Source organism: Kordia sp. (genome assembly GCF_050633145.1).
Classification (GTDB): Bacteria; Bacteroidota; Bacteroidia; order Flavobacteriales; family Flavobacteriaceae; genus Kordia.
In genome coordinates this window covers 123,387-139,918 of record NZ_JBOEFY010000040.1, presented here as the reverse complement: position 1 = coordinate 139,918, position 16,532 = coordinate 123,387, and the positions used below count along the sequence as shown (strand labels likewise).

At 32.1% G+C, this 16,532-nt stretch carries 18 protein-coding genes; 3 read left to right on the top strand and 15 right to left on the bottom strand.

Annotation, left to right across the window (positions count from 1 at the left end; genetic code table 11):
- Positions 1 to 13 precede the first annotated feature (13 nt).
- From ACRBBL_RS18635 to ACRBBL_RS18625, 3 genes are read left to right on the top strand one after another with little or no spacing between them, the layout of a single operon-like run.
- Positions 14 to 964, top strand: coding sequence for a CmcI family methyltransferase (locus ACRBBL_RS18635; RefSeq protein WP_431370593.1), 951 nt, complete (start codon positions 14 to 16; stop codon positions 962 to 964).
- Between the two features lie 42 nt (positions 965 to 1,006).
- Positions 1,007 to 2,401, top strand: a complete 1,395-nt coding sequence (locus ACRBBL_RS18630; RefSeq protein ID WP_431370592.1) for a hypothetical protein — start codon at positions 1,007 to 1,009, stop codon at positions 2,399 to 2,401.
- A gap of 6 nt (positions 2,402 to 2,407) precedes the next feature.
- A complete protein-coding gene (locus ACRBBL_RS18625; protein WP_431370591.1) occupies positions 2,408 to 3,100 on the top strand; it encodes a 4'-phosphopantetheinyl transferase family protein in 693 nt (230 codons plus the stop codon).
- 353 nt (positions 3,101 to 3,453) lie between these two features.
- Here the strand turns inward: ACRBBL_RS18625 and ACRBBL_RS18620 are convergent, their stop codons facing one another.
- The 15 genes from ACRBBL_RS18620 to ACRBBL_RS18550 form a co-directional block, all read right to left on the bottom strand.
- Positions 3,454 to 4,089, bottom strand: coding sequence for a hypothetical protein (locus ACRBBL_RS18620; RefSeq protein ID WP_431370590.1), 636 nt, complete (start codon positions 4,087 to 4,089; stop codon positions 3,454 to 3,456).
- A 10-nt stretch (positions 4,090 to 4,099) separates the two neighbouring features.
- Complete coding sequence (locus ACRBBL_RS18615) at positions 4,100 to 4,777, bottom strand: hypothetical protein (protein WP_431370589.1); 678 nt, start codon at positions 4,775 to 4,777, stop codon at positions 4,100 to 4,102.
- A gap of 10 nt (positions 4,778 to 4,787) precedes the next feature.
- Positions 4,788 to 5,240, bottom strand: a complete 453-nt coding sequence (locus ACRBBL_RS18610) for a hypothetical protein (protein WP_431370588.1) — start codon at positions 5,238 to 5,240, stop codon at positions 4,788 to 4,790.
- Between the two features lie 27 nt (positions 5,241 to 5,267).
- A complete protein-coding gene (locus ACRBBL_RS18605) occupies positions 5,268 to 5,675 on the bottom strand; it encodes a hypothetical protein (RefSeq protein ID WP_431370587.1) in 408 nt (135 codons plus the stop codon).
- 13 nt (positions 5,676 to 5,688) lie between these two features.
- Positions 5,689 to 6,537 carry a universal stress protein gene (locus ACRBBL_RS18600; RefSeq protein WP_431370586.1) on the bottom strand — a complete coding sequence of 283 codons (849 nt, stop codon included), beginning with the start codon at positions 6,535 to 6,537 and terminating at the stop codon, positions 5,689 to 5,691.
- 69 nt (positions 6,538 to 6,606) lie between these two features.
- On the bottom strand, positions 6,607 to 7,434 hold the full coding sequence (locus ACRBBL_RS18595; RefSeq protein WP_431370585.1) for a universal stress protein: 828 nt from the start codon (positions 7,432 to 7,434) through the stop codon (positions 6,607 to 6,609).
- Positions 7,435 to 7,482: 48 nt separating this feature from the next.
- A complete protein-coding gene (locus tag ACRBBL_RS18590; protein WP_431370584.1) occupies positions 7,483 to 8,325 on the bottom strand; it encodes a universal stress protein in 843 nt (280 codons plus the stop codon).
- A gap of 95 nt (positions 8,326 to 8,420) precedes the next feature.
- Positions 8,421 to 9,206 (bottom strand): universal stress protein, encoded by a 786-nt coding sequence (locus tag ACRBBL_RS18585; protein ID WP_431370583.1) that lies wholly within the window; start codon positions 9,204 to 9,206, stop codon positions 8,421 to 8,423.
- Between the two features lie 89 nt (positions 9,207 to 9,295).
- Entirely contained in the window at positions 9,296 to 10,339 is a 1,044-nt protein-coding gene (locus ACRBBL_RS18580) for a response regulator (protein WP_431370582.1), read from the bottom strand.
- Complete coding sequence (locus tag ACRBBL_RS18575; protein ID WP_431370581.1) at positions 10,336 to 11,559, bottom strand: PAS domain-containing sensor histidine kinase; 1,224 nt, start codon at positions 11,557 to 11,559, stop codon at positions 10,336 to 10,338. Before ACRBBL_RS18575 ends, ACRBBL_RS18580 begins: the two co-directional genes overlap by 4 nt.
- A 137-nt stretch (positions 11,560 to 11,696) precedes the next feature.
- Complete coding sequence (locus ACRBBL_RS18570) at positions 11,697 to 11,909, bottom strand: class I lanthipeptide (RefSeq protein WP_431370580.1); 213 nt, start codon at positions 11,907 to 11,909, stop codon at positions 11,697 to 11,699.
- 216 nt (positions 11,910 to 12,125) lie between these two features.
- The gene (locus ACRBBL_RS18565; RefSeq protein WP_431370579.1) at positions 12,126 to 12,908 is read right to left on the bottom strand and encodes a hypothetical protein; all 783 of its coding nucleotides are present in this window, start codon (positions 12,906 to 12,908) and stop codon (positions 12,126 to 12,128) included.
- A gap of 23 nt (positions 12,909 to 12,931) precedes the next feature.
- Entirely contained in the window at positions 12,932 to 13,702 is a 771-nt protein-coding gene (locus tag ACRBBL_RS18560) for a hypothetical protein (RefSeq protein ID WP_431370578.1), read from the bottom strand.
- A 125-nt stretch (positions 13,703 to 13,827) separates the two neighbouring features.
- Complete coding sequence (locus ACRBBL_RS18555; protein ID WP_431370577.1) at positions 13,828 to 14,571, bottom strand: LytR/AlgR family response regulator transcription factor; 744 nt, start codon at positions 14,569 to 14,571, stop codon at positions 13,828 to 13,830.
- Positions 14,561 to 16,408 (bottom strand): histidine kinase, encoded by a 1,848-nt coding sequence (locus tag ACRBBL_RS18550; protein ID WP_431370576.1) that lies wholly within the window; start codon positions 16,406 to 16,408, stop codon positions 14,561 to 14,563. Before ACRBBL_RS18550 ends, ACRBBL_RS18555 begins: the two co-directional genes overlap by 11 nt.
- Between the last annotated feature and the right edge of the window lie 124 nt (positions 16,409 to 16,532).

Genomic DNA, 16,532 nt, shown 5'->3' with positions numbered 1-16,532 from the left:
TAAAAAAAACAAAATGGAAACTATCGAAATTACATCAAATACCCAAAGAGTTATTGAAAATCTTGACGGATCAACTTTACGATTAATCTATGAAGAGTTTTCCAATGCATGGGCAAAAAAATTACAAGAGCAAGGAAACGTACCTACATTTTATGATCATATCATAAAAGATGGATTAACACTTTTCTCCATGAATATTTCTTCCATTCCATGGGACAAAGACATACAAAGCATTATAAGTATCATGGAAAACTTTGCGTCACGTGAAGGAATTGAAGCATTTATATCGCAAATGATCAATTGGTATTATGGGCGTTATGTTCCATATGATGTACGTGTGAAGCCTAATGAAATGCTACAAACAGACTTGGATGTAAATTTTCTTAAAAAACCAGGGAGAGATGCAATGTTTACAATGAGTCAAGGACGTTTTGAATGTTTAAAATGGAAAGATGAAATTCTTTTCAAAACAGTTTATGACTTGGCAATGTATCAAATGTTAATGTGGGAATTAAAACCAAGAACAATCATTGAAATAGGATCGGGAACTGGTGGAAGCGCTGTTTGGATGGCAGACTTAATGAAATCGTATGGCGTGGAAAGCAAAATTATTTCATTTGACATTATCGCACCACAAATAAAATACAACGACGTGACTTTTTTACAAGGCGATTGCAACGAAATTGAAAAGGTCATGAAGACAAAAATTTTAGAAAAAATGCCACATCCTTGGTTAATCGTTGAGGACGCGCATGTAAACGTATATGGAGTCTTACAACATTTTCATTCTTTAATGAAAGAAGGAGATTACCTCATTGTAGAAGACAGTGAAAGTAAGCAAGATGAAATAGATCGCTTCTTAAAAGATACAGACGAAAGCTATTTGGTAGATGCAGAATATTGCGACTTTTTTGGTCATAATGTAACCTGCTCTTTCGATTCAATCTTTCGAAAAATGAAATAGCAATAAAACAAACAACACACTAGACATTTTAAAAAAAATACCATGGAACAAATAGTTATAGAACCAAAAATAAAAAACACAATTTTAGCAGGAAGACATGAAGAGTTTGAATGGAGTCGTGTTAAAGACACTCCAGTACTTATAAAACCAAAAGATCACGATTTACCAAAAATCTTGGATAACTTTCAGTATTCAGTTGGTGCGTGGCCTATCATTCTTGAAGAAGATAAGATAGATACAGTAAAAAAACTCTCGGCTCGCATTCCAAGATTAATAAAACGCATTCCAGAATTGTACTTTAAAAATGATCAAAAGCGCATTGCAGACTACTATTTTAACGGAGACGAAATGCTTGCACAATTTGCAATGCTTTGTCATAGTAAAAATGTAGATGTAGGATGCAGATTAGATTTGATGTATTCCGAAGGTGGCTTTAAACTAATTGAAGTCAATGTAGGCTCTACCATTGGAGGTTGGCAAGTACAGGTTTTAGAAGAGATGATTAGACAATATCATCCACAACTAAACGATCCTGTAACAGCTTCTAAATATGAATCACCTGACACACAGGCTGTTTACATTGAGTTTTTAGTTGATAGCATTATGAAGCACATCAAACCTACTGATAGTGAAGCTAATGTGTTTTTTGGTGTTGGACATATTGATAGTGATGAAAATAAAAAAGAAGTTTTATCATTTTTTGACAACTTATTAAATAAAGAACTAGCTAAAAGAGGATTGAAAGGTCGTTCGCATACAGGAAAATATTCTTCGTTAGTTATGAAGAATGGAAGATTGTACTGTGGCGATAAACCAATGCACAGTGTCATAGCCTTTAAAACAGAAATTGATGACCCAATTCCGCCAGACGTATTTAGAGCTTTTATTATGGATGAAATTTATTTTCCAGACAACCTTACGCATGGAATGACTGAAGATAAACGAAACCTAGAAATATTACGATCGTTAGCAGAAGAAAAAGCATTTTCGGAAGAAGACAATGCGCTGATTTTAAATCACATTCCATGGTCGTCAGAAATAGTTCATAAACAAGTACAGTACGCAGGAAAAACACAATCTGTAGAAGATGTATTGAGAACACATAAAGAACAAATGGTTATCAAAGATGCCATGGGTTATCAAGGAATAGATGTGTTTGTTGGGAAGTTTGCTACCAATGAAGAATGGGAAAAAGCAATACAACTTGCATTTTCAGAGAAAAATTTCTTAGCACAAGAATTTAATGAATCGATCGATTACTTAGCTCCAAACCTTCAAAAAGAATGGACAGACCATAAAATAGTATGGGGTTCATTTGGCTTTGGAGATAATTATGGAGGCGTTTGCGCCCGAGTTTCGGAAGTAAAAACAGACGTTGGTATTATAAACTGCGCTAGAGGCGCTGTTGTAGCTATTGTTTATGAATTAAAAAAATAACTAGTCATGATACACATATTTTATACATATACATCAGAAGAAAATCACAATGCTTTGTTGCGTAAGTATTTACCAGTGTTACCACAAAGCTATCGTGAAAAAATACTTCGTTTTCGTAATTGGAAAGATGCACAATTATCGCTTCTTGGACGTTTATTATTGGAACATGGAATTAAAACCAAGTTTCCGCAATATGCAGACATGTTAGAGATTGCGTATACACAATTTAGAAAGCCGTATTTTAAAGACCATGATCTAAAATTTAACATCTCACACTCAAAAGATATGGCAATTTGTGTCTTATCAGACGGAGCTGATATGGGAGTTGATATAGAAGAAATTGCGCCTGTAAACATTAATGATTTCAAAGATTACATGACTCCTTATGAATGGCAAGAAGTTGTAAATTCATCTAAAAAAGAAGATGCATTTTACAAGTATTGGACAAAGAAGGAAGCTGTCATTAAAGCTGATGGAAGAGGTTTATCTATTCCATTAAAAAGCTTTGAAATCAAAGAAGAAATGACGCAAATAGAAAATAATTCATATGTACTTAAAGAAATCTTTTTAGACATGAATTATGCGTGCTACGTAGCACTTAAGAAAAATGCTTCTCAACAAAATGAGCCTACTTTTGATGAAAAAGTACAGTTGAAAGAAGTATGCATTGCACCAGAAGCTAGTATGGCATTGGTGTAAGCAATTATACAATAATACCCAGATTCGAATACATATTTCCTATCAATTCGAATCATCTCAAAAAATAGTAGAAAAAAAGATGCAATCTAACGCGGTACGCTGTGTTGGAACGGATACTTGCATGCTATTTTTTAAAATCTGCATTATGCATTAGAACACAATAGTTGTTCATAAGTTTTATAAGTTTCTAATGTGTAGTGCAGTTCAAAAAATAAAATGATGATCATTCAGGTGTGAATGGTTTTCTAGTGTTGTGTTTGAAGAAGTCACCAATAAAATTGGGGTTTCACAAAACAAAAGCTTCTCGGGTGCGGGAAGCTTTTGTTGTTTTAGGACATTTTGTTTTTGGATGTTTATCTCTTCTTAGAAATCAATTGCTCTTTTTCCATAGATTTTACAATCATTTTAACATAATCGTCTGTTGCTTCAGCAATATTAGTAGGATCAATAATAGTATAACTACTAGACCAAACCAACGATTTATCTTCGCCTTCTTTCAAGTTATATATAGAAGTTTCTACATAAAACACTTTGTACTTTTTATAATCGTCCTGATTAAAATAATCATCGCGAGAAGCTAAATAACCACCCAGAAAACGCTGTAAATTATAATCAAACTTTGGAGAAGCGCCACTTCTCGATTCGTTTTCTTGCATGCCTTTTACAGCAGAAACCAATACCGTATCATATCCAACTGTTAGTAACTGATTGATTTGTGTTTCAATCTCAGCTTCGGTTTGTGTAGCATCTTGAAATAATTTTTCAAAAACAACGGTGCTTTGTATTGCGTTAATATTACGTGCGTTTAACTCTCTGGCTAATACAAATTCAAAATTACTTCTAGCTTCAAAATCGGGCGTAACACCAACGACTAATACATTCTTTGGGTTAAAATCAGTAAACGCCGGATTTCTCCAACTTTCACTTTTTTTAATAGAAGAACAGCTCGGAATAAGTAATAAGATGCATAGGATGGAAAATGGTTTCATACGTTTCAAGTTAATTGATCAATTCTTCTTTGTCTTCTTTTTTAGGCGGTGTTTTTGATTTAATAAGCTGTTCGCGCTCCAACACGGCAATTGCCATATACACATAATCGTTTACAGATTCTTCAATAGAAGTAGGATCTACAATATCGATATATCCTTTCCAAAGTAATTCTCTATCTTTTGTTGGACAAATACAATACATTGACGTTTCCGAATGATATATAGTATACGAATCGTAATATTCGGGATTGTAATAAATATCTTGATACATTAAATATTCATTGCTAAACTTTCGATACGTTTCGTCATATCCATGATAATTTTGCTTGTATTGAATTTTATCTTCTACACCAATAATTTTAGTCAACAAAATAGTGTCAAAACCATCTTCAATAAGTTTATTTTCAATAGCTTTTATTTCTTCTGTTGTCATTTTTTCTGTTCGCAAAGAAGGATCAAAAATGGTCAAACTTGTCACTGCTTCACTGCCGCGAGATTCCAATTCTTCTTTAAGTTTTTTTTCAAACTTTTCACGTGCTTTTACATTAGAGGTCAACCCAACGATCAATACTTTTTGTGGTTCGTAGCGATCAATACTTGGATTCTTCCAATGATCAACTAACTGCGTTGTAGCACATCCTGTTAAGAGAAATACACTTATAAATAGGGTAAAGAGTATACGTTTCATAGTCGTTTATTTAATGATTTTTATCAAACAAAGAGCGTAGTTTGTTTTCTTTTTTTATGCCTTTAATAATGTTGAATAATTGTGTTTTTAACGCACGATATTCTTGTAAAAAAGCATCCATTTCCAGGCTTAACTCTCGGTGTGTTTCCTTGTATTTTTTCTCATCTTCTAGCTGGTCTATTTCATCAATCATAATCGTAAGTTCTTTTTCGTGTTTTACGATAGTATCAATAAGTCGAGCTGTATTCCTATACGATCTATTAAGAACGTCAATGATTTCTTTATCGCTAGAAAAAATATCTAACTCTTGTAAATCAGTTGAAAAAGAGGATATTAAGTGTTCAAAGAAATGATGTTCATCTTTTATAAAGCGCAACTGTGACAACCAATGTAACGAGTTTGTATGCATATCTTCTGCGCTAATCCATTCAATATATTTTGTAGTAGTTTGTATTGTTTTCATGATAAATAGGGTATATGTTTTACAAAATTAGTTGGAGTTAAAAAAATCGCGCACCAAGGCTTTTACTTGGTTATCTGTCATGCTATCTGCTTTGCGAATGCCTTTAATTTTAGAGCTTACTGTTTTGTAATGTTCTTGTAACTCTTTGGCAAATTTTTCATTTGTTCCCGCAGGACCAAAAATTGCTAAAGCATCTATATCGGTAATTCTGGTAGCTATTTCTTTAAAGTAGAGTTTCATTTGTTGCTTTTCGCGTTCCAAAAATTTACTGTCTTGGATAACATCTTGCGGACCGCCTTTTAAGCGTGAACCAGAACCGCCATGTGGGCGAAAATGTTCAATATTTGAATCTATACTTTGTAATGTTTCTTGCTGATTTTCTAAGGTTACAATAAGTGCTTTATTTTTATCTAACCATATTCCTGTTTTCTTCATAATTTCTAGGTTTTTAGTTTTTTAAATCATGCAACACTAATACTGGGACTTTATAAAAAGTAACTTCTTTTACCAACGGATTTGTGAAAATGCTATCAAAAAAGGAGTGTTTCTTATTAATGAATGCTACCATATCACTATCTCTGCTTTCAACAAAAATTTCAACAGCATCATTGATAGAATGCAATGGCAAATAGTGAAATGAATAGTTGTTTTCTTGAAAAATTTCTTCTAACAACTTTTGTTGTTCTTTTTGCTGTTTGTTTAATTCTTTATCAGAAATATGTAAAACGGCAATAGTTGCATTGCATTTTTTAGCGATATCGGTTAAGTATTGCAGCTCTCTTCTCTTAAAACTTGAGGTATAATCTGTTGGAAATACAATTTCTTTAGGAAGTGTATGCGGAGCATTTTCAGGAACTGCCAACACAGGACAATTTCTAACTTTCTCCATTGTTTTAATTGCAGTACTTCCGTATACGGCTTTGTGATTATTGGTTTCTCCTTTTGTTCCCATCACAACAATTTCGATATCTTTTTTCTCTACAATATCTTTAATGGCTTCTACAACATCATTAAATGAAGAAATGATATGATACGTATGTTTTACATTATCTTCTTCACTTACTTTTAAAAGGTCAACAATTTTGTTCAACTCTTTCTCCGAAGCGTCTTTTACGCTTTCATATGCTTCACTTCCTTCTACCATGGTAAATAAACTTGTTGTCAGGTTTTTACTAGCAGAAAACACATTTAAAAGATAAAAATCACATTCGTCATCAACATATAATCGTGTTGCATATTTTAAGGCAAACCAAGCATTTTTAGAAAAATCGGTAGGTACTAATATTTTACGTTTCATGGTGATTTTTTTTTGATTATGTATTAAAAGTACAGTGATAAACGGTGAATTACTATGACATTTGTCAGCTTACTCAGGAATAACTAAAAAAGGAACTTTTAAGTGAAAAGCAATCTTCTTAATTACAGGTTCTCGTAAAATACTATCAATAAAACTGTGCGAATAGTTTACCATAGCAAGCATATCAATTCCTAGTTCTTCAATGAAGTCATGAATACTAGTTTCTTTACTCGCATAACTAGGAATTAAATGAAAACTATGTTTATGATTTCGTAAATATTCTTTTAAAGTAGTTAAGTTATTCTCTTGATTTTCGTTCAAGAGTTCTTTTTCATTGATATGAATTATTCTAATTTTAGAATCGTATAAGTCTGCTAATTTTTTCAAATAATGCAGCTCTTTTGCATCGCAATATCTATTAAAATCACTCGGGAAAGCAATCTGCTCTGGTGTTGTAAATTCATAATCATTTGGAATTGCCAAAATAGGACAGTTTTTTACTTTCTTAAAAATCTTGGTTGTATTACTTCCAAACAAAATTTCTTTTGCGCCAGTAGCACCTTTTGTTCCCATCGCCACCAAATCAATAGCATACTTTTGTACACAAATTTCAATAGCGTCATCTAAGCTTTTTAAGCTTACAATTATTTCAAAATGATGATTACTATTTGTATTTGTACTTTCTAATTGTTCTTTTAACTTTAAAACATCTGCTTTCGCGTTATCAAGCATTGTAGCCAAAAGTTTATTGGAAAAACTAGAGATTCGAGACGTTTTTACATTCGCAGAATTTAATAAGTAAAATGTACAAGCTTCATGTTGGTAAAGCTTTAAAATATAATTAATAGCACTTAAAGCATTTGCTGAAAAATCGGTTGGTAAAAGTATATTTGTCATGGTATTGTTATTTGATAGTTAGTTTAAAATAAATTGTTATATGTATACTTAGGCTTTCGCTGGAATTATCAAAAATGGAGTATGTAAATGAAGTCCAATTTGTTTCACTTTTGAACCAAAAAACAGGTTTTCAAAAAACGAATGTTTATTGTTAATCATTGCCAAGAAATTGATACGCGATTCCGATTGAAACTCCGCAATAGCACTTCCAATGTCATGATGATGAACTGTATGAAAAGCATGTGCTGTATCATCCAGATATGTTGCTAATTTCTGTTTGTTAACTTCTTGTTTGGCTGTTAACTCATCTGCTGTAGCAACATGTAAAACATTTATACGTGAGGTATATAATGTTGCAATATTTTTCACTTCTTCCAGATGTTGTTCTGTAAAATCAATACCGTAGTCGGAAGGGAATAATAATTCTTTTGGAGCTTCATAAGTAAAATTATTAGGAACAGCCAACAATGGACATTTCGCGTTTTTTAGGACATGAATTGTATTCGAACCAAACAACACTTCTTTTAGTCCAGAAGCACCTTGTGTTCCCATCACAATCATGTCCATTGTGTTTTCGGAATACAATTGCTCAATTTCAGTAATCAACATATTAAAAGCTGAAATTCGAGAAAAAATATGATTCGGATTCTGAAACTCAGTTTCTATTTTTTCTTGGATGTTTTTCAGACCAGTTTGCGAATGTTCTTTTATAGCATCAAGCAATCCAAACTGCGCAGCACCTACACTCATATATTCTACATGATATACAACAGGTGTGTACGTATTGAGTAAGATGAAATTACATTTTTGGTCTTTATATAATTGAACCGCATAACGAATAGCATTCACAGAATTTTCTGAAAAGTCGGTGGGTAATAGTATTTTTTTCATCGCTGTACATATTTAAAATTGTTACTTAAAAGTACAGTTCAAAAAGTCAAAAAACTATGATATATATCAGCTACAGAGCGTTTAATAAATATAAATTACTCATGTAATATCAAAAAAGGAATTCTAGTATGGTAGCTAATATGATCTACATTAGAGTGAAATAAAATTTGCTTAAAATAATTAAGATTCTTAGCATACATAATCATCAAATCAATATCTTTTCGCTCGGCAAAAGCATCTACAGCAGCTTCTATATTTGTATTCGATAAAAAGTGAAAACTATATTCGCGTTCCTCTAAAAAATCTTCTAAAAGTGCTTTGTTTTCTTGTTGATGCTGATTGAGGTGATTGGTAACTTTATTAATATATAAAATACGAAGCGAACTTGATTTTTTATCTAAAAACGTAGTAATAGGCGCTAAGATTTGAATATCTGTAGCTAAGGTAAAATCGGTTGGAAAAGCTACTTCGTCAAACATTTTATAATGTGCATTTTCGGGAACGATTAATAATTTACATTTCACTTTCGTGATAACATTTTCGGCGTAATGCCCAACAACATCCGAGTGTTCACTTGAAACACCTTTGGCACCCATAATAATAAGGTCAATCTTTTTATCTTCTACTTGTTCGCGTACAGCTTGAATAAATGAATTTTGAGGAATGAGTGTATAAAAACGGTGATTTGAATTTTTAGAAAACGTAGAGGAAATTCGTGAGTAAAGCTCTTGAAACTTCTTTTTTATATCAGTTTTGGAGTTTTTATTAGGAACATGCAACGCATAAAAATTACAACTAGTATTTTCCAAAAACTGCAGCGCGTATGCAATCGCATTCCACGAGTTTTCTGAGAAGTCTGTTGGTAATAATATGTTTTTCATCTGTATGATTGACATTTACGAACAAATCTATACAGTTGCAATTTTTTAAAAAATGATATTGCTCATGTTTGCTAAAAAACGGAGGTTATTTAGTACATCTCCTGCAATTGCTGATAATCTACAATTCTAATATTTCTACCTTCAATTTCAATAATACCTTCTTTCTTAAAGCGAGAAAGCGTTCTAATCAAGGTTTCTGTGGCAATTCCGGCAACACTTGCCAAATCGTTTCGTGAAATTTTGATCGGATCTTCAGGGTTGCGATTGAGTTTTTTGGCAAATTTTAAAATAGTAATTGCCGTTTTTCGATGTACCGAACTGTATGCCATTTGCAATAACTGATCTTTAATACCCGAAATATTATCTGTCAACAATTGAATCAGTTCTAAAGTAACCTTATGATTTTTATCTAGCACAGCTATCAATTCACTTTTAGAAAGTCCCACAACTTCCGTGTCTTTTATAGCCGTTGCAGTTTCTTGATAAGGCATATTTTGTGTAAATGAAGTATAGCCAAACAAGTCATCATCTTTGTGCAGTGCCGTTGTAAGTTCCTTTCCTTGTTCGTCAAACTTATGACATTTTACAACACCTTTAATAATTAGATAAATATAGTTAGAGCTATGTCCTTCTTCGTAGATAACTTCATTTTTTGGAAAATTAAAAATAGAGCCATTATCATCAAAAAAGTTCTTCAAATCATTTAAATCACGTAATTGATCTTCTTCTTTGTGTGCATAGTTTTCACGTTCATCTTTTAAAATCGCAGCTTTTGCAATACGACTTTCCATTGCACTAATTAACTCTTCTTCTTCAAAAGGTTTGGTAATATAATCGTCTGCGCCCAAATCCATTCCTTTTCGAACATCTTGACGTTCCGTTTTAGCTGATAAAAAGATAAAAGGAATATACTTTGTAATATCATTTTTAGACAAAGTTTCCAACACACCATAACCGTCCAATTCGGGCATCATAATATCGCACACAATTATATCGATTGGGTTTTGCAATGCAGTTTCTACACCAATTCTACCATTTGGAGCAGTTATAACGTCATAGCCAGCAAGTTCTAATAACTCAGCGGTATTTTCTCGTAAGATAGTGTCATCTTCAATTAACAATACTTTTTTCATACGTTTGCTTTATTCGGTATTTTAAGTGTAAAGGTTGTTCCTTCGTTTTCTATACTTTCAAAAGAAATACTTCCTTTTAAATTCTCTAAATGATCTTTTACAATGTTTAATCCGATACCGGTTCCTTGAACTAACAATGCGTTTTCAGCTCTAAAATAACGATTAAATATATTTTTTTGCTCTTTTTCAGGAATACCAATTCCGTTATCTTTTATCTTAACAGTTGTTGTTGTATCGTTTTGTGTGATGCTAATGTCGATGATGGTATTTTCAGAAGAGTATTTAATGGCATTATTGACTACATTTGACAATGCTAATTCCATGATTTTTTCATCTTGATAAAGCGAAAATCCATCTATATCTTCCGGATAGTTGATTTGTTGTCCATCTTTTAAAAGCATGTTTGCATTATACACGACTTCATTGATAACCTTGCTTACTTTGAAGGTACTTAGCTTATAATTTACTTTTCCTTTTTCCAGTTTTTCAACGGATAAGAAATCATTCAAAATATTATTTAAGTAGTGAACTTTATCAGAAATAATTTTAATATGTCTGTCGCGTTTGGCTTGTTGTTCAGATAATTTATATTTTCCTAACAACATAGAAGAAGTCAAAATGCTACTCAATGGCGTTTTAAATTCGTGAGAGACCAACGATAAAAATTTCGTTTTCAGCTCATTGAGTTCTTGTTCTCTTTTTAAAGCAGTTTTTGCATCTTTTTCTGCCTGAATTCGAAGTTTATTTTCCGCTTCTAATTTGGCAATAGTTTCACTTAATTCTTGCGTGCGTTGAATTACTTTTTGTTCTAAATCGGTATATAATTCTTGAATCTTAGCTTCTTGTTGTTTTCGTATTGTAATATCAATAACCAACGCCATGACATAATTTTCATCTTTGATCGTAAACGGATTCAATCCAGCTTCTACTGGAAATGTAGTTCCATTTTTATGTGCACCGTGTAAATCGCGTCCATGTCCCATTTGACGAGTTTCACGTTGTTTCATAAAACCATTAAAATGCGCTCCGTGTCCTGCATGATATTTTTGAGGAATCAAAATGTCGAGTGATTCCTTAATAAGTTCATCACGCGAATACCCAAACATTTTTGCAGCTGCAGCATTGGCTTCTACAATTTGTTGCTGTTCATTTACGATGATAACACCTTCGGAAACAGCACCTAAAAGTATGTTGAATATGTCTTCTTCTTGTCGAAACATAGTAATATTTAAAAAATCAAATCGTCTAGTGTACGAAATTAGGAAAAAATACATCAAATCTACTGTGTCTCGGAGTATTTGAAAACAAAAAAACCACCAAGAAATTGGTGGTTTTTAAAAACTTTATTAAAAGTGCATTATTGACAAGCACAATCTGATTGTATATGCACTGTAAATGGCGCTGGTCCAGTTGTACCGCATCCTCCTAAAAATGAACAATCATATGTGCAGTGGTTAGAACAAACTAATCCAGTATTTGCTTTTCCTCCACCATAAACATTACTTTTATCAAGATTTGATACTAAGTCTTTCTTCAAATTCAATTTTCCGTTTAAATTCTGTTTTTTCATAATAATTATAGTTTAAAGTTAAATTTTAAAATGTGATTTCAACAGTATTTTTTACTGTCTTACATGGTAAAGATGCGCATAGAAACTCATGAAAACAATAGTAAATGTATAAGTGTATCTATTTAATTCATACTCGATATTAATACAAAAAAAGCATTAAAAAAGCCGCTTATAATTGCTATAAACGGCTTCGGAATATGTAAATGTGAAGTTAGATTAATAATCTAAGAAGTCTGTGAAATCGGTAATGTCATCATATTGAGAATAGTTACAATTGTTTCTTCTTGGTCCAAGTGAATTTCTGTACGGACGCGCAATGATAATGTTGTCATTGTTTAGAATGTATGTATCGTTCATAATAACATTGTCAGTTATAGTGTATTCACCATCAATAAATTGTTCGTCGTAGTAACGAATAGCACCATCATTGAAATTTTTGTCTGTCATGGAATGTCCAGTAGATGTAATAGTAAACTGAGCCGAGAAAACCATTGATTTAGGAAAGTATAATTCAATACAATTATCAGTAAGAATATAGTTGATAAAATGATCTACAGGGTTTGTACCTGTATCACTTGGAAATGAATCGCCATCATATATTCCTGGCGGTGGCGGATTTGGTCTTCCTTTTGGCGGTTCAGGCGATGTTTGATTTCCTCCAGAAAAATTTGCTATGAGATAGTTTTTGAAGCCATCATCAAAAGCTGTATTCTCAACCAAAACATCACTTAATTTTATCACACGATTTCCGTTTTGCAATAATGCTGCTACTTGATGTCGTGCAGCTGTATCATGCCGCAATACATAACCTGTAATATAGGCTGTCCATCGTAAATTAATTTCCATGATTTCTCGTTCTGTATAACTAGTACTTGGCGCAGTAGTCGTCAAACTTTTTAACATGATATCTGTCGCTGTTTCTTCTTCATTTCGCACATCTTCTTTTTGACAATAAAACACAAATAGAAGTAGCAATAAAGAGATTGTTACTTTTTTCATAATGCAATTTTTTTTTGGTTGAATTAATAATCTAAAAAATCTGTAAATCTTTCTATATCATCGTATTGTAGATAAAAACAATCTGGACCACCAATTACATTATGTACACTTCTATACGGACGTGCAATAATAATATTGTCATTGTTTTGAACGTACGCATCATTCACAGTTACTTCGTGCGTGGTAGAATATAATAGCGAACCATTTACATTCACCATTATCGGACTGTAATAACGAATAATTCCATCATTGAAATCGTCTATAGCATTCATTGGATGTCCTGTTGTAGTAATGTTATATGCTCCTGTGTAATCCATTGATTTTGGAAAGTACAATTCAATACAATTTTCATTCAAAATATAATCGATAAATATATTTGTAAGGTTTATAGGATTTCCTTGCGGTGGCGGATTTGGTCTTGTTTTATCATGATTCGGATTTCCCAAAATAAAATATAAACTGGCGAATTCACGAAATTTATTCGCGAATGCAGTATCATTTTCTAATAGCGCAGCTAAGTGGATCACTGTGTTTCCATTTTGTAGCAAAATTGCTACTTGATTTTGTGCTTCTGGACTATTTCGCAATACACTTCCAGCAATATAGGCTGTCCAACGTAAATTAATTTCCATAATTTCTCGTGGACTATAATTATCATTTGATGCGCTAAAATCTTTAGGAGTGATTTCTGTGTTAATTTGTTCTGTTGCTAATTCTTCTTCGTTTTGGATACTTTCTTTTTGACAAGAAAACACGAAAATGAGTAACAATAACATGGATGCTATTTTTTTCATAATGCAATATTTTAAGGGATGAATTTTATCTAAAATAACGTTATTTTATCACAAAAAGGAACTGTTGTGATAAGTGTTATGAGTGACTGTATAACTGTAGTTAGTCACTTCATACTCGTATTGTGCTAGCTAAATATTTTTTCGAGTGTGTAGAGTTTTCTACGATTCGAAACAGGAACTTTGATATCTGGTTGTACAATGAGTACGCCACTTTTATCGTACTTCACTGCATGTTTTTTATTTACAATATAGGAATGATGACAACGTATAAATAATTCGGGAGACAACAGTTCTTCGACCTTCTTTAAGGGTTTGGAAATCATTATTTTTTCAGAATCTTGTACGTAGAAAGTAGTGTAGTTTCCATCGGAACGACAGTATAGAATGTTTTTTTCATAAACCGCATATACAGCATCGGAGGTTTTTAGAATGACTCTTTTTTCTTTGACACCTTCAAAAAAATCTTGAGAAACTTCTATGAGTTTGTCCAGGTTATTTTCTTCACTTTTTAATGCAATTGCTTTGTCAATAGCTTCTATAAATTCGTCTTCGTCCACAGGTTTTAAAATATAATCTAATGCACCAACTTTAATGGCTTTGATGGCATTATCATTAAAACCAGTAATGAAAATTACGTTGAAATTTTTATGGTCAATTGCTGATAAGATATCGAATCCTGTGCCGTTGCCTAAGTCAATGTCGAGTAGCACTAAATCTGGTTTACAATCTTTGATCTGTGCAATTCCTTCCGTAACGTTTGACGCTTCACCTACAACTAAAATAGTTTCACTAAAATGCTCTTGAAGCATTTCTTCCAAGTCAGTACGAATACTAATTTCGTCGTCAATTATAAGTGTTTTAATTTTCATCGGAAAGTTTATAAGGGATTGCTAAAGTAATTAAAACTCCTGTTTTATAGGCAGTATTTGTTTCGATTGAAACTTCTTTTTTGGTTGCTTTTTTTAAAAAATCACGAATCAATTTAATAGAAGTAACGTTTTTAAACGTGTTGTTATTGTTTGTTAAACCTTTACCGTTATCGCTAATTTTACATAAAATATAAGTTTCTTTTTTAGTAAAACTTAGCGTGATGAAACCTTTGTGATCAATATCTGAAAAACCATGTTCAATACTATTTTCTATAAAAGGTTGCAGCAACATTGGCGGAATAAAAATCAACTCGTCTTCATCCATGTTTTTATAGTGAAATTCATATTGAAATTTTTCAGGAAAACGCAGCAATTGAAAGTCCATGTATTTTTTGAGCGCATCTATTTCTTTGTCAAATTGAATGTAATTTTGGGTAGAATTTTCTAAAATTAAACGCAACAATCTAGAAAATTTCAACAAATGTTTTTTCGCTTCTTCCTTGTTCTGTTTGATCGTGTTTTGAATAGAGTAGAGGACATTTGAAGTAAAATGCGGATTCATTTGACTGCGAAGCAATCGTTGCTGCATTTGTAGATTTCGACGTTCAAAACGTAATTTTTTATTGCGATAATATAGAATTCCACCGAAAACAATTAAAAATAACACACCAAAAAGCAGGAATAAACCGTTTCTCAAACGAATATTTTTCAATTCGGTATTTCGTTGTTGCTGAAAAAGTAATTCCTCTTTTGCAGCAGCTTCTTTTAAAGCGAGTAATTCAGATTCGTACTTTTTTCGATAGGTTTTGTTTTGATTGTCTAACAAACGATCCAATTCAGCTTCAACAATCTCAGTTGATTTTTGTTGTTCGTTTGCCAATCGAAGTTCATATTTTAAAATATTTCGTTGATAATTGGTTGGTAATTGTTCAAAGCTTTGTCCTTTGGCAGAATCTAAATATTTACGTGCTTTGTCAAAATCTTTCTCAATGATATAAACTTCTGCGAGGTTGGAATAACTATTCGCTAACAGTTCATTCTTATCAAAAATAGTCAAGAGTTTTACATTTTCGAGCGATTTTTTATAGTTCTTGATAGCACTTTTAAAATCGTTTTGATAGAAGTCATAAATACCTCGTGTTGAGTATACTTGTCGCTTTAAATCATTTGTTAAGAGGGAATCTTTCAGAATTAAACCATCAAGGATTTTAACACCTTCATCTTCACGATCTAGATTGTATAAAATGCGATAGCGATTTAGCAATTCTTGGTGATTGGTAAGTTTTAATTCAGGATTTTTCTCAATGATTTCAATACGTTTTTCATTTGCGTTGAGTGCTTTTTTAAATTCGAAAGTGCCTTTGTAAATTTCTTCCAAAAAGAAATAATAATAACCCGCATTCAACGGATCTTTTTCGAAATTGATTTTTTCCTTGAACGCATCAGCCAACGCTTTACAATCACCGTACTTTTCAAGGTTTTTAAAGGTTTCAAAAGCAACAAAATAATAGTAAAATTGTCTTGAGTTTATCGTAGCATCTTGTGGTATTTTGGTCGTTTTATAAAAATAAGCAGCAGCCGTATCTATTTCATTTTGCGCTCGATAATACAATCCTATAGCCAATTTATTTTCCGCTTGAAGCGAATCAGAAATAAAAGAATGTTCTTGAATTAGTTTGTCTGCTTTTTGAAGATAATATAGTGTAGAGTCTAAGTTTGCGCCTTGTGCTTTCTCTTGTAAAGAAATGACTTCTTGAATGATATTTGAAGTATTGAGTTCTCTTTGACAACCAAAAAGAGCAATTAATAAAAAAGTACAGAGGAAAGTTTTTGACATATTGTAAACATAGGGAAAAAATGTAGAATAGTTATGATAACCTTACAAACAGCTAGTGCAATTCATGTAATAGATGAAAAAAATATACAAAGGTTGCGTTTTGTTTGTTCTAACTTAATTTCAA